Below are 14,574 nucleotides of genomic sequence, written 5' to 3'. Positions count from 1 at the left end.
GTCGGCACGGCCTGAATCTGTTGCGCCAACTCACCCGGCCACATACGGCCCCTGACCAGYCGCTGGCACGCAAAATTCTGAACCTACTGGATGTATTTAGTCGCTATCTTGCTCGTGGACAACCCACTAAAATAGTAGGGTAGAGTAAAGAATGATCCTCCCTGCTATTACGTGACCATCAACGATAAAATGGTTCTAATTTACACGGAAGGCTGCTCATCCAAAGACACATCAGACAGGGTCAGTTTCTTCATCAGTAAACTAAGAAATAGGTTGAAAGACGACATAACGAAGCAGCCAGACCGTTTTATCGATGGATATAAATTAATCACGGTTTCTGATTTCTTCGACCCTTCGAACGTAAAAATCAGTGAGTGTGGGCCTAAGACCTGCACTCCAGTTTTGATAGAGAAGATACCATAGATATGCGGCGAATTTGCGCCCTTCTTCCACCCCTCTCCTAGATACGGTGTACCTTTGCAGGCTGCCGACCCTTCTCGGGTCGGCAGCCTCTTTTTTTACCGCCGGCCCAAGCCCCAAGCCCCAGGCCCGAAGACCCCAGCACCACCTGCCCATGTCCACCCGTCTCAATAAATACATCAGCGAAAGCGGCGTGTGCTCGCGCCGCGAAGCCGACCGCCATATCGAGCAGGGCAACGTGCTGGTCAACGGCAAGCGCGCCAGCGTCGGCGACCAGGTGACGCTCAAGGACCGCGTGGTGGTGAACGGCATGCACATCGAGCCCCGGCCCGAGGAAGAGGCCGTGTACATTGCCTACAACAAGCCCCCGGGCATTGTCACGACCACCGATACGTCGGTGCGCGACAACATCATCCGCAGCATCAAGCACTCAGTGCGCATCTTCCCCATCGGCCGCCTCGATAAGGAGTCGCAGGGTTTGATTCTGCTCACCAGCAACGGCGACATCGTCAACAAAATCCTACGGGCCGGCAACCAGCACGAGAAGGAGTACGTGGTGATGGTGGACAAGCCTATCAAGGACGATTTTATTGAGGCCATGCAGGGCGGCGTGCCCATTCTGGGCGTGATGACCCAGAAGTGCAAGGTCAGCAAGGAGACGCCCTACATCTTCCGTATCACCCTCATCCAGGGCATGAACCGCCAGATCCGGCGCATGTGCGAGCATTTCGGCTACGAAGTGGTCCAGCTCGAACGCATCCGGGTGATGAACATCGGTATCAAGGGCCTCGGCCCCGGCGAGTGGCGCGAGCTGCGCGACAAAGAGCTGAAGGTGCTGTTTGAGATGATTGAGCACTCCAGCGGCACTGACGATGGCGCGGTGCCCCGCCGCCGCAAAGTAGTATCCACAGCCGACCAGTGGGGCGACCGGCCGGGCCACAAAACGGCCCGGCCAGCCACCAGCCGCCCCGCCATTTCCCGCCTTCCTTCCGGCCCTTCTTTCGACGATGAAACCGCGCCGCGCCCGACCAAAACCCTGCCCGTGGGCACGTGGCTCGATAAGGGCAAGCCCAAGGCCGGAGCCGGCCCCAAAAAGCTGTCCACGGCCGGCCGTAGTGCTGGTTCGGGCCGGCCCAGCGGCAAGGCTGGCACCCGTCCGGGCAAACCCGCCAGCCCGGCCAGCGGCCCCAAAGGCCCTACCAAACGGCCCGCCAAGGGAGCCGGCAGCGGCGGCCCGGCCAAGGGCAAAACCAGCACCCGGGGCAGCCGCGGTGCGAGCCGCCCCGGCAAGCGCTAGGCGCATCGTCGTCGGATCATCGTTTTTGGCCTTTCTTATTCGCGACCTGACTCCTGTCCGGCCATATGCGCAAACTCCTTCGCCTCGGCACGGCAGCCATCTGTTTACAGGCAGCAGCCTGCGGCCGGCCGGTTCCCGTCGACTCCCTCTTCACCCTGCTGCCAGCGACCGAAACCAACATCGGGTTTCGCAACGACCTGCGGGAGGATAAGCGAACGAACGGCTTCATGCAGGCCACGGCCTACATGGGCGGCGGCGTTGCCATCGGCGACGTGAACAACGACGGGCTGGAGGACGTCTATTTTTCGTCGAACCAAGGTCCCAACAAGCTGTATCTCAACCGCGGCCATCTCACGTTTGAGGACGTAACCGACCAGGCCGGCGTGGCGGCCACCGGAGTCTGGAAAACGGGTATCACGCTGGCCGACGTGAACGGCGACGGCCGGCTCGACATTTATGCCTGTCGGTCGGCGGTGGCCCCGGGCAGCAACAGCCGCAATCAGCTCTTCATCAACCAGGGCAACGATGCCCGGGGTATTCCCGGTTTTCGGGAGGAAGCCGCCGCCTACGGCCTCGCCGACCCGGCTGCCAGTATGCAGGCCGTCTTCTTCGATTACGACAACGACCATGACCTGGACATGCTCCTGGTCAACTACAACACCAGCTGGTTCTCGACCCTGGACGAGGACTTTATTCGCCGGACCCTGACCACGCCCAACGCGGCGGCCGGCCTGAAGCTGTACGTCAATCAGCTGGACGCGGGCCGCCACTATTTTGCGCTGGATTCCACGAGTCGGATCCGCAATACGTCCCTGGCGCGTGGCCTGGCCGCCACGGCCTCCGACCTTAACCTGGACAACTGGGCCGACCTCTACGTTTCCAATGACTTTGAGGCACCGGATTACGTGTACCTCAACCAGCAGAACCGCACCTTCCAGGACCAGGCTGCCCGGCAGCTCGGGCATACGTCCCTGTATTCCATGGGCAACGACATTGCCGACATCAACAACGACGGGCTGCCGGATATTCTGACCCTGGACATGCTGCCGGCCGATTTTCGACGCCAGAAGCTACTGATGGGCGATGAAAGCGTTGAGACGCACGACATGCGCGTGCGGGCCGGGCTGAACCGGCAGTTTATGCGCAACATGCTCCAGCTCAACAACGGCGACGGCACCTTTTCCGAGGTTGGCCAGCTGGCCGGCCTCTCCAACACCGACTGGAGCTGGGCTCCGCTGCTGGCCGACTACGACAACGACGGCCTGAAGGACCTGTTCGTGACCAACGGCTTCCTGCACGACTACACGAACATGGATTTCGTCAAAAACATCGGCGACTCCATCGATATGCGCCACGGCATAATATCGGAGGCGGAAGTTTATAAGATGGCCCGGCGCGTACCCTCCAGCAAGATCACCAACTATATTTTCCGCAACCAGGATGGCGTATCGTTCACGCAGGCCAACGCTGCCTGGGGGATTACGGGCTCTTCCAACAGCAACGGGGCCGCCTATGCCGACCTGGACAATGACGGTGACCTAGATTTGGTGGTAAATAACCTGAACGGGCCGGCATTCGTGTACCGCAACAATGCCCGCCACAGCGGGGCCGGAGCCTTCCGCTACCTGAGCGTGAAGTTGCAGGGGGCCGGCCACAACCCCTACGGAGTAGGGGCCAAGGTAACGGTGTACTGCCCAGGCCAGCAGCAACTGGTGGAGCAGCTACTCACCCGGGGCTTCCAGTCCAGCGTTTCGCCGGTGCTCCACTTCGGGCTCGGGTCCGCATCGGGCATCGATTCGGTGCGGGTGCAGTGGCCCGGCGGCGCGAGCCAGCTGCTGCCCGGCGTAAAAGCCAACACCGTGCTGACCCTGCGCGAAGCCACCGCCCGCCCCCCCCGGCCCATACCGGAGCCCCGGCCCCCGGCATTTACCGCCATGGCCTCTCCCGTACCGGGTATCTGCGCCGAAAACGACGTCAACGACTTCAAGCGGCAGCCCCTGATGCCGGCCAGCCTTTCCTACAGCGGCCCCTGCCTGATTTCGGCCGACGTAAACGGCGACCAGCTGCCGGACCTGTTCATTGGCGGTGCCCAGGGCTTCGCGGGCCGCGTGCTGGTGCAGCAGGCCGGGGGTGGTTTCCGGGCCTTGCCCCAGGCCGCGCTGCTGGCCGATGCGGGCAGCGAAGATGCCGCCGCCGCTTTCTTCGACGCCGACCACGACGGCGACCTGGACCTGTACGTGGGCAGCGGCGGCTACGACACGTTTCTGCCCGATGATGCCCGCCTCCAGGACCGCCTGTACCTGAACGACGGGCACGGCCGCTTCAGCCGCAGCCCCGCCGTGCTGCCGCCCATGCGCACCAGCACCGGTACCGTGGCGGTGGCCGACATCAACGGCGACAGTTACCCTGACCTGTTTGTGGGGGGGCGGGTGATTCCCGGGCGCTACCCTGAGCCACCGCGCAGCTACGTGCTGCTCAACGACGGTCACGGCCGCTTTACCGACCACACGGCACAACTGGCCCCGGCCCTGCAACGGCTTGGGATGGTGTCGGCGGCGGCCTGGGCCGATCTGAATGGCGACAGTTACCCCGACCTCGTGACGGCCGGCGAATGGCTGCCGGTCCAGATCTGGATCAACCAGCGCGGCCGGGGGCTCCGCGACCAGACTACCCACTACCTGCCCGCCCGGCACACCGGGTGGTGGAACACCCTGCTGCTGACCGACCTGAACCACGATGGGCAGGCAGATATCGTGGCCGGCAACATGGGCCTGAACACCCAGTGCAAAGCCAGCGAAGCCGAACCGGCGGAGCTGGTGTATAAGGACTTCGATGATAACGGTGCCGTGGACCCCATTCTGTGCCTCTACAACCAGGGGCGCAGCTACCCCTACCTCACGCGGGATGAGCTGCTGGACCAGATCAGCCTCATGCGCCCGCGCTTTCCTACCTACGCCCGCTTTGCCAGCGCCACCCTGACCGACATATTCACCGCCGCCGAGTTGCAGGGAGCTTCCCGCCTGCGGGCTAACAGCCTGCGCACCCAGTGCTACCTCAGCACCCCCGGCGGCCGGTACCGTGCGGTAGCGTTGCCCATGCAGGCCCAGTTTACGTCTGTTTTTGCCGTGCAGTCGCTGGATTACAACCACGACGGACACCCTGATCTGTTGCTGGGGGGCAATGTCTCGCACCACCGCATCCGTTTCGGCAACCAGGATGCTGGGTTCGGCTGCCTGCTCACCGGCGACGGCAAGGGCGGCTTCCGCTACCTGCCCCAACGGGCTTCCGGGCTGAGCATTCGCGGCGACGTTCGTAGCTTCGCGCTGCTAAACAACACCTTGCTCGTAGGGCGCAGCGGCGCGGCGGTGCAAGCATATCGGGTGCGTTCGAAGTGAGGCCAGTTACCCTCCTTTTGCTGCTCCTGACCTGCCTGGGAGTGGGTCCGGCCTGCCGGCGCGCACCCCGGCAAGTGTCGTACGCTATGCCGGCGGCCCGCATTGGCTGGGTAGTAGACCGTATGCAGCAGCTCATGCGGCAGGATATCACCAACCCACCGCTGGCCGCGCGCTTTTTCGCCTATTCTATGCTGGCGGGCTACGAAACCCTGGCCCAGTCCGATTCCAGCCTAATGCCCCTGCACGGACGCCTGCGCGACTACCCGCGCATTCCGCGCCCGGCCGGCCAGTGCCAGGCCCCGCAGCTGGCTGCCTTGTTCGCCATGCTGCACACGGCCGGCCAGCTCCAGCCATCCGGGTCTGGGCTGGCCGCTGCCGCGGCCGCCCTCACCGACAGCTGCCGCAACGCGGGCATTCCGGCGGCGGTTGTGGCCCAGGCACGGGCGCGCGGGCAGCTGGTGGCTACTGCCATTCTCGCCTACGCCCGGCAGGACGGCTACAACCGCATCAGCAACTACCCGCGCTACACCCCCACCGCCGGCCCCGGGTACTGGAGCCCGACTCCCCCGGCGTTTTTTGGGGCCGTGGAGCCCTATTTCAACCGCGTCCGTCCTTTCGTGCTGGATTCCGCCGCTCAGTTCCGGCCCCCTGCCCCGGTTGCGTTCGATTCGCGGCCCGGCTCCGGCTTTGCGGCGCTCATGCGGGAGGTGTACCAGACCAGCTGTACGCTCACGCCCGCGCAGCGGGCCACGGCCGCCTTCTGGGACTGTAACCCCTTCGCCCTGCGCGAAAACGGCCACCTGCGCATAGGATTGAAAAAAATGTCGCCCGGTGCCCACTGGATGGCCATTGCGAGCATCGCCTGCCGGCAGCGCAAGGCCCCATTTGCCCACACCCTGCAAGTTCATACCGTGCTGGCTGTTGTGCTGACCGACGCCTTCATGTGCTGCTGGGACGAAAAGTACCGCAGCAACCGCATCCGCCCCGAAACGGCCATCCGGCGCTACCTGGACCCAACCTGGCAGCCCATTCTCCAGACGCCCCCCTTCCCCGAATACCTCAGCGGCCACTCCGTTATCTCGACGGCTGCCGCCGAGGTGCTGACCCATTACTTTGGCCCCACCTATGCCTATACCGACACTTCGGAGCGAGCCTTTGGCCTGCCCGACCGCCGGTTTAGTTCCTTTCGGCAGGCGGCGGCTGAAGCTGCCATCTCCCGGCTCTATGGCGGCATCCATTTCCGCGATGCCATAACCCAGGGCCAGGACCAGGGCCGGCAGGTGGGCCAGTTAGCCCTGCGCGTGCTGTTTACGCCGGTTACCAACCCCCGCTAGCAACCCGGGGCGGCTGTCCTAAGCGGCCCGTTTGCTATGGCTCAGAGTCAGGGCTGAATCTTCGGCGGTAGGCGTAGCCTGCCAAGCAGGTTGCGGCCGGCTGCGTACTGATTGGCCCGGCAAAAGGTTTTGCACATCCTTGATGTTAAGTGCGCCTTTTTTGCTATTCGCTTTCGGAGCTTCGCTATATATAGTAGTTTCTGCATTACCTTTGGCCATTCTGGAATCCTATCCCCTCTCCGCAAGCCTATTGCGTTGGGTTGACTCTTTTCAGGATTCGGGTGGCTTCCATACCTCGCGTTTCATGCGCCAGGCAGTGTAGCCCAATGCTTTTGTTCTTTCTCCCTACCACACCTCCATTGCCGATGATTGCACCGCTACCGCACCCTGCTTTCCGCCGCCTGCTTTCCCTGGCAGCCCTGGCGTTTTTGCTGCTGGCCTACGCCCCCAACACCCAGGCCCAGAACAACTGGACGGGCAACCAATCATCGGACTGGAATAACTCCGGCAACTGGAGCTACGGCTCGGTCCCGACCAGTGGTACTGCCGTCACGATTTATCCGCAGTCTACTCAGGACCGTGGATACTGGCGAACCAGTTCCTACAGCTGTGGCTCGTGGCCGTTCTACCGGACTTGCTACTATGATACCTGGGTGCCTGTTTACTATTATCCCCCCACGCCATACGTATACGGCGGCACGATTACCTGCGGGTCTTTGACCATAAGCAACACGTCGCTTAACTTCAATGCCGGTAGCAACCTGACTGTTAACGGTGACCTGACTATTAATAACGGGGGCCCCTCGTCGGTTGCTACGCTTACCGTTTCCGGCAACATAAACTGTCCTCAGACCAATCTGAACCTGGGCAGCGGCGGCCTCATCCTCAATGGCACGGGCAATCAGACGCTGTCCATCGGAAATAGCTCCCTGGCATTGCTGACCATCGATAAGCCATCGGGCGTGGCCAGTATCGGGACCAACCTGAGCATCACCTCCCGGCTCTCCCTCACCCGGGGGATGCTGCAAACCTCAGCCTCGTCGGCCATTACCATTCCGGCGGGGGCCACAGTTGTTGGGGAAGGCGCCGGCCATTACGTGAAAGGCAATCTGATAGCACAGGCTAGCAATGTATCTGGGCTGACGACTTTCGGCAACGGCGTTACCATTAATGCCACTAGCCAGCTGGGCAACGTAACGGTGAAGCGCACCGCCGGCCTGCAAGCGGCCGGCGTCAGCTATGCGGCCAACCCCAAAGATGGCTTACTGAAAGGTATTGATCAGATTTGGGAAATAACGCCCCAGAACCAGCCCGGCGCCCCAGTAGCCGTTACCTTCACCTGGACCACCGACAACGACAATCTGCTGGATCTGACGAAGGCACAGGTGTGGAAGCAAGAAACCAGCGCCGACCCCTGGGGCAGAGTCGGCCCCGTGGCCAATGCTACCGCGCATACCATTACGGTAAGCACCGGTTCATTCTCGCGCTGGACGGTGAGCAACGTGGCCAATCCCCTGCCGGTGCAACTACTTAGTTTTACGGCGGAAGCGAAGGGCAATGATGCCCTGATGCGCTGGGCTACGGCTTCCGAAATCAATAGCCGTCACTTCGCTCTGGAAGTGAGTACCGATGGAAAGCAGTTTCAGTCGTTGGCCCGCATTACGGCCCAGGGGAATTCCTCGACCCGGCACGAGTACCAGTACACGGATGCTGTGGTAGCGCGCTACGGCACCAGCCAACTCTACTACCGACTGCGGCAGGTAGACCTGGATGGCACGGAGGCTATTTCTTCGGTAGCGCCCCTGCGCATAGCCCGCCAGCCGGACCTCATGCTGCAAGCCTTCCCCAACCCCTTCAACGACCAGCTTACGATGCGCGTAGCGTCTCCCGTTGCTGAGTCCGCCACATTTACCGTGCACGATGCCATGGGCCGCGTGCTGCTTAGCCAACCCGTGCTACTCGAGTCCGGCACCACCAACATCAGCCTGCCCGCCGTGTATAATCTCGCGCCGGGTCTCTATGTGCTGACGGTACAAACCAAAACTCAAAAAACAGTCGCCAAGGTCTACCACCAGTAACCTTGGGGGTCTGGTAGTATCAGGCCCGGGGCCAGCGCGTCAGGCGGACCGCTTAAGGGTACGCAGCCGGCTGGCCTCAAGCAAAAGTCCCGTTGGTCTGTGCGGATTAGCAGGACTTTTTTGTACACTATCTGATTTTACAAAGTCTAACGAAAGACAGTTTTCAGAAAACTGATAAAACATCAGCAGCCGCTAGCAAGCGGCTATTACGCCTTTTACAGGCGTTTATCCCTTACAACATTCAAACCAGCAGATCGCCATTCCTTCATCAGGAAGCTTTTTTCAAGTCTGATTCCTGGAAATCTTCGCGCCGTTCAGGCAAAGCAACCGGGTATGTTTGGGATGTCGGATGGGTTGCCGCCGGCCTTAATTTTTCGCACCTCATTCGTACTGCCATGACCACGCCTAAAACCTCCAATGCCTTCGTTGCCGCTTCCTGGTTCGCCCTGCTCGCGGGCATGGCCGCCTTCATGATCGGCCTCTGGAATGCCCAGATGCTGCTCAACGAGAAAGGCTACTACTTCACTATCCTGATGTACGGCCTGTTCTCGGCCATTTCCCTCCAGAAGTCGGTGCGCGACCAGCTCGATGGCATTCCGGTCACGAACATTTACTACGGGTTGAGCTGGTTTTCCACCATTCTCTCCATTGCCTTGCTCGCGGTGGGCCTCTGGAATGCTACGCTCACGCTTAGCGAGAAGGGATTTTATGCCATGTCGTTTCTGCTGAGCCTGTTTGCTGCCATTGCGGTGCAAAAGAACACCCGCGACAGCCAAGGCAAAGTAATGGCCCCGGAAGCCCCGACTTCGGCCTATAATTAACGAGCATCTAACTGGAGGCAGCCGAGAAATCCGCTTCTCCTGTATCTTGCGGCTCGTCGGCAGCTTCGGCTCCGGCGAGCCGCTTCGTTTTGCCCCTACTTTGGCCGTTAGCTGATGGCTGTTCGCTATTAACTGCCGTTCTAAAGCCCACCCCAAAAGCTAGCAGCCATCAGCTAACAGCTAACAGCTCAAAAATCTATGAATCTCCGTACCGACTGGACCCTCGCTGAAGTATCCGCCATCTACCACCAGCCCGTGCTGGAGCTGGTGACCAAAGCCGCTGCCATCCACGCCGAAACCCAGGCCACCGGCGAAGTACAGGTGTGCACGCTGCTGAGCGTGAAAACCGGCGGCTGCCCCGAAGACTGCGCCTACTGCCCCCAGGCCGCCCGCTACCACACGGGGGTGCAGGCCCACAAGCTGCTGCCCGACGCCGAAGTGCTGGCCTCGGCCCAGCGTGCCCGCGACGCTGGCTCCACCCGCTTCTGCATGGGTGCCGCCTGGCGCGAAATCCGCGACAACAAGGACTTTGACCGCGTGCTGGGCATGGTGGAGCAGGTGAACGGCCTGGGTCTGGAAGTGTGCTGCACCCTCGGGATGCTGAACGAGTACCAGGCCGAGCGCCTGAAAGCGGCCGGCCTCTACGCCTACAACCACAACCTCGACACCAGCCGCGAAAAGTACGACGACATCATTACAACCCGCACCTACGACGACCGGCTGAACACGCTGGAGCACGTGCGTAAGGCCGGCATCTCGGTGTGTTCGGGCGGCATCATCGGCCTGGGCGAAACCGACGAGGACCGCATTGCCATGCTGCACACGCTGGCCACGCTGGCTGCCCACCCCGAAAGCGTGCCCGTGAATGCGCTGGTGCCCGTAGAAGGCACGCCCCTGGCCGAGCAGCCCCGCGTGAGTGTGTGGGAGATGCTGCGCATGATTGCCACGGCCCGCATCCTGATGCCCCACACCATGGTCCGCCTCTCGGCCGGCCGCCAGGAAATGCCCGTAACGGAGCAGGCCCTCTGCTTTTTGGCCGGTGCCAACTCCATCTTCTCGGGCGAGAAGCTGCTGACCACCCCCAACCCCGACTTCGACGCCGACCAGCAGATGTTCGCTTTGCTCGGCCTCACGCCCCGCAAATCGTTCAAAGACGTGCCCGAAGGTGCCGTCCTCATGGGCCGCGGCAAGGCGCCGGTAGAGGCGTAAACGCGGCCTGGTAGCACAGTATAAAAGAACAGTGTCATGCTGAGCGAAGGCGCAGCCGCAGTCGAAGCATCTCTACCGCAGTAGTAATCATGTTGACTGCAACGAAGCGGTAGAGATGCTTCGACTGCGGCTGCGCCTTCGCTCAGCATGACGTTCTGTTTCTTTCCCTTCCTCTTCATCCCCTACCCTCCCCTCATGGAAATTGCCTTCGACCTCAACCTCGACCACACCTACGCCGAAACCATCCGCCAGCAGCACGAGGCCCGCGAAGCCCACGAGCTGATTTCGGAATTGGAGGATAAAATCGGGGCGGCCCTGAGCCTGGTGATGCAGCGCCACGGCGTGCTGCCCGCCGTCGGCGACCGGGTGGAAGTGGATTCCGAGTGGCTGGTCATCAGCGCCCGCACCTTCGGCCAAGACGGCAGCGTGTGGCTTTCGGCCAAGCAGTTTGAGGGGTAAACGGAAAGCGAAAGAGCAGTACCGCGAAAGTCTGTTTCGCGACGAGCGAAGCGAGTATTTGGAAACGAGCCCCGAGAACCAGGCGCGCCGATACTCGCTTTGCTCGTCGCGAAACGGACTTTCGCGGTATTTACCGTCTTGACAGTTGCCCATGATGCCCACCCCCCTCCACCAGCGCCTGCATGCGGAACTGGCCCGCCGCGAGGCTGTCGGTACCCGCCGCCACCTGCCCGCCCCGCCCGCGCCCGGCCTCGTCGATTTCAGCTCCAACGACTACCTGGGGCTGAGCCGTCACCCGCGGGTGCAAGCCGCCGTGGCCGAAGCCGCCCAACTGCCCGCCGGCAGCACCGGCTCGCGCCTGCTCACCGGCAACTCCGGGGCCACCGAAGCCCTGGAAACCCACTTGGCGCAGTTTCATGGCACCGAAGCGGCGCTGCTTTTCAACTCCGGCTACACCGCCAACCTGGGCTTCTTCGGGGCCGTGCCCCGGCGCGGCGACACGATTCTCTACGACGAGGCCAGCCACGCTTCCGTCAAGGAAGGTATCCGGGCCAGTTTCGCCACCGCCTGGAGCTTCCGCCATAATGATTTGGCCGACCTGGAACGCAGGCTGGTCCGGGCCACCGGCGCGGTATTCGTGGCCGTGGAAGCGCTGTACTCGATGGATGGCGACCCGGCCCCGCTGCCCGAGCTGGCTACCTTCTGCCGAGGCCGGGGGCTGCACCTGGTGGTGGATGAGGCCCACTCCAACGGCGTGTACGGCCCCCGGGGCGAAGGACTGGTAGCGGCGCTGGGGCTCCAGAACGACGTGTTTGCCACCATCCTCACGTTCGGCAAGGCCCTGGGCAGCCAGGGCGCGGCGGTGGCTGGCCCGGCCCTGCTGCGCGACTACCTGCTCAACTTCAGCCGTCCGTTCATCTATACCACGGCCCTGCCCCCGGCCACCATTGCCGGCCTTACGGCCGCTTACCAGCTGCTGCCCACCCTCACGGCCGAGCGCACCCGCCTGCTCCACCTCTCGGCCTATCTCCAGGCCACCCTAAATGCGGTGCCCGGCCTGCATGTGCCCGCCACCAGCCACATCATCCATCCAGTCTTCTTCACGGCTCCCAATTCGCCCGCCACCGTGCGGGCGGTGGCCGTCGCCGCCGCCCAAACTGGCTTCGACGTGCGGGCCATTGTGGCCCCCACCGTGCCCGCTGGCACCGAGCGCCTGCGCCTGATTGTGCATTCGTTTAACACCGAAGCTGAAATCGACGGGCTGGCAGCAGTGTTGAGTTGAATAAACTGGCTTTTATCAAAATCGTAAACCTAGCTGGTATTGTTTGGGTCAGATAGCCAGTCGTAAGCAACAGTCAGAAGCATGGGTGGCCTTTTCTCTCTGCGACAGTCCAGCCAATTTGAGTTAGGTTGCTGCACTTATCGAGATTCGGATGATTGCACAAAGCATCCCTGCATCATGTAGCAGCCGGCAGCAAGCGGCCACATTGCACACTGCTACTGTAGTTTAGGAAGCTGCTGCCAGAACAAAATTGCGGAGCACACACTTGATATCTTTCGCCGCCGCCGCACAACGGCAGGCACAAACAAAACAGTACATTTTTGCGCAATGGAAAGAGGAGAAATCATAAAACACAACTACTTAAAGCTTATTCTTTCTTCGGCACTCATCGGGTTAGCCAGCAGTACGCTGGCCTATGCCTTAAAACACATGACTGAGCACGTCGAATTAATAATTTATAAAAATATCAGCAATTTTAATCCTATTCTATTTATTGGGTTACCCACGGTTGGATTGACACTTATTTTCTTCTCCAGAAAGTATTTGTTTTATGGCCGGAAGAATAAAGGAATTGTGGAAATATATAAAACGCTTGATCAAAGAAAAGAACATCTGCCTATATTCAAAATTCCATCCCATTTTCTTAATGGCTTCCTGACGGTTATTTTTGGTGGCTCTACGGGTGTGGAGGTTTCTACAGTGGTGGCTACTGCTACCATCGGGAATACAGTTTATAAAAATGATTTTTCGGCAAATAGGTATAAGCGCGAACTGGTATGCGCTGGCGTTACGGCGGGTGTCGCTGTTCTGTTTGTAAGCCCTTTGGCGGGTGGGCTATTTGCGATGGAAGTTATTGCCCGCAAAGTGAGGCGCTCCATCGTTGTTAGCTGCGCTGCGTCAGCGTTAACCGCCTGGCTGTTTATTGCTTTATTCGAACACGAACGGCTTTTATCTTTGTCTGTCCAGGACTGGCACTGGCAGGCATTGCCCTGGTTTGCCGCCCTTAGCTTGCTAAGCGGCCTGCTATCAGTCTATTTCACGTTGCTGGTAACCCGCATGAAATCCATATTCGGTAATATCAACAATAACTTTCTGCGGGTCAATATCGGAGCCATTCTGGTTGGCAGCATGATTTTTATGTTTCCGGCTTTATATGGTGATAGTTACCATGGATTAAAAGAAATATCAGCCAATCCATCAATTTCTATTCTAACACTCGCAATCATCATGTTGCTGAAGCCACTAGCGGCTTCCCTAACGCTTGGGGCCGGTGGTGATGGCGGCGTTTTCGCACCGAGCATTGTAGCAGGCGCGTTTCTGGGTTTACTGTTTTGCTCTTTATGCAATACAGTAGCAGGCACCCACCTAATCCCAATCAACTTTGCATTGGTAGGCGCGGCAGCCACCCTGTCAGCATCTATTTATGCTCCTTTTACTGCTTTGATACTGGTGTGCAACATAGTTCCAAATGGCTATGAGTTATTTATACCCCTGGCACTAGGCTGTTTTATAGCTAAATTATTCGCTCAGAAAATACTTCCTTATAATGCTTATACCTACGATTTTTATTTAGCTAAATCCGATAACATCGCAATAGAATCATCAGAAAACAAATTTTAAATCTGACCCCGTATTGGTAACGCCCAACTCCTATTCCCAGGAACACCTCTTCATCACCGGCATCGGCACCGACGTGGGCAAGACCTTTGCCGCCGCCGTGCTCACCGAAGCCCTGCGCGCCGACTACTGGAAGCCCGTGCAGGCCGGCCTGAAGCCCACCACCGACGCGGGTACCGTGCGCGGGCTCGTGCAGAACCCCGATAGCCGCTTCTGGCCCGAGCGGCACCGACTGGCGCTGCCGGCCTCCCCCCACGCCGCCGCCGCCGCCGAGGGCCTCACGCTGCAACCCGCTGACTTTGAACTTCCCGCCACCGAAAACCACCTGGTGGTAGAAGGCGCGGGCGGGTTGCTGGTGCCGCTAGCCCCCGGTTTCCTGGTGGCCGATCTGGTGCAGCAACTGGGGCTGGCCGTGGTGGTCGTCTCGCGGCACTACCTGGGCAGCATCAACCACACGCTGCTCACGCTGGAGGCGCTGCGGGCGCGGCAGATTCCGGTGCGCGGCCTCCTGTTCAACGGCGAGCCGACGCCGGCTACCGAAGAGGCTATTCTGAGTTATTACAACGGGCCGGTGCTGCCGCGGCTGCTGCCGGAAGTGGAAGTGACGCCCGCCGTGGTGAACCGGTACGCGGCGGAGTTCCGGGCCTGGTTTGCGGAATAGA

10 protein-coding genes are annotated in these 14,574 nt (G+C 60.5%); all 10 read left to right on the top strand.

Annotated features, from left to right (window positions below; translation table 11 throughout):
• The first annotated feature begins 574 nt into the window (after positions 1-574).
• The 10 genes from rluF (at position 575) to bioD (ending at position 14,573) form a co-directional block, all read left to right on the top strand.
• Complete coding sequence (gene rluF, locus D0T11_RS16845) at positions 575-1,717, top strand: 23S rRNA pseudouridine(2604) synthase RluF (protein WP_119656973.1); 1,143 nt, start codon at positions 575-577, stop codon at positions 1,715-1,717.
• A gap of 65 nt (positions 1,718-1,782) precedes the next feature.
• Positions 1,783-5,112 (top strand): VCBS repeat-containing protein, encoded by a 3,330-nt coding sequence (locus D0T11_RS16840; protein ID WP_119656972.1) that lies wholly within the window; start codon positions 1,783-1,785, stop codon positions 5,110-5,112.
• 74 nt (positions 5,113-5,186) lie between these two features.
• The gene (locus tag D0T11_RS16835; RefSeq protein WP_245990968.1) at positions 5,187-6,446 is read left to right on the top strand and encodes a vanadium-dependent haloperoxidase; all 1,260 of its coding nucleotides are present in this window, start codon (positions 5,187-5,189) and stop codon (positions 6,444-6,446) included.
• Positions 6,447-6,811: 365 nt separating this feature from the next.
• Complete coding sequence (locus tag D0T11_RS16830; RefSeq protein ID WP_182888462.1) at positions 6,812-8,524, top strand: T9SS type A sorting domain-containing protein; 1,713 nt, start codon at positions 6,812-6,814, stop codon at positions 8,522-8,524.
• 395 nt (positions 8,525-8,919) lie between these two features.
• Complete coding sequence (yiaA, locus tag D0T11_RS16825) at positions 8,920-9,345, top strand: inner membrane protein YiaA (protein WP_119656970.1); 426 nt, start codon at positions 8,920-8,922, stop codon at positions 9,343-9,345.
• Between the two features lie 198 nt (positions 9,346-9,543).
• Complete coding sequence (gene bioB / locus D0T11_RS16820) at positions 9,544-10,554, top strand: biotin synthase BioB (RefSeq protein ID WP_119656969.1); 1,011 nt, start codon at positions 9,544-9,546, stop codon at positions 10,552-10,554.
• Between the two features lie 195 nt (positions 10,555-10,749).
• The gene (locus D0T11_RS16815; RefSeq protein ID WP_147374698.1) at positions 10,750-11,013 is read left to right on the top strand and encodes a hypothetical protein; all 264 of its coding nucleotides are present in this window, start codon (positions 10,750-10,752) and stop codon (positions 11,011-11,013) included.
• A 151-nt stretch (positions 11,014-11,164) separates the two neighbouring features.
• Positions 11,165-12,295, top strand: a complete 1,131-nt coding sequence (locus D0T11_RS16810; RefSeq protein ID WP_119656967.1) for an aminotransferase class I/II-fold pyridoxal phosphate-dependent enzyme — start codon at positions 11,165-11,167, stop codon at positions 12,293-12,295.
• 327 nt (positions 12,296-12,622) lie between these two features.
• Entirely contained in the window at positions 12,623-13,915 is a 1,293-nt protein-coding gene (locus tag D0T11_RS16805; protein WP_119656966.1) for a chloride channel protein, read from the top strand.
• 13 nt (positions 13,916-13,928) lie between these two features.
• Positions 13,929-14,573 (top strand): dethiobiotin synthase, encoded by a 645-nt coding sequence (gene bioD, locus D0T11_RS16800; protein WP_119656965.1) that lies wholly within the window; start codon positions 13,929-13,931, stop codon positions 14,571-14,573.
• The last annotated feature ends 1 nt before the right edge of the window (position 14,574 follow it).

The organism is Hymenobacter rubripertinctus (assembly GCF_003583925.1).
GTDB classification, from domain to species: Bacteria; Bacteroidota; Bacteroidia; order Cytophagales; family Hymenobacteraceae; genus Hymenobacter; species Hymenobacter rubripertinctus.
Note: the sequence above shows the minus strand (reverse complement) of the source record. Positions and strands in the feature narration are given on the sequence as shown.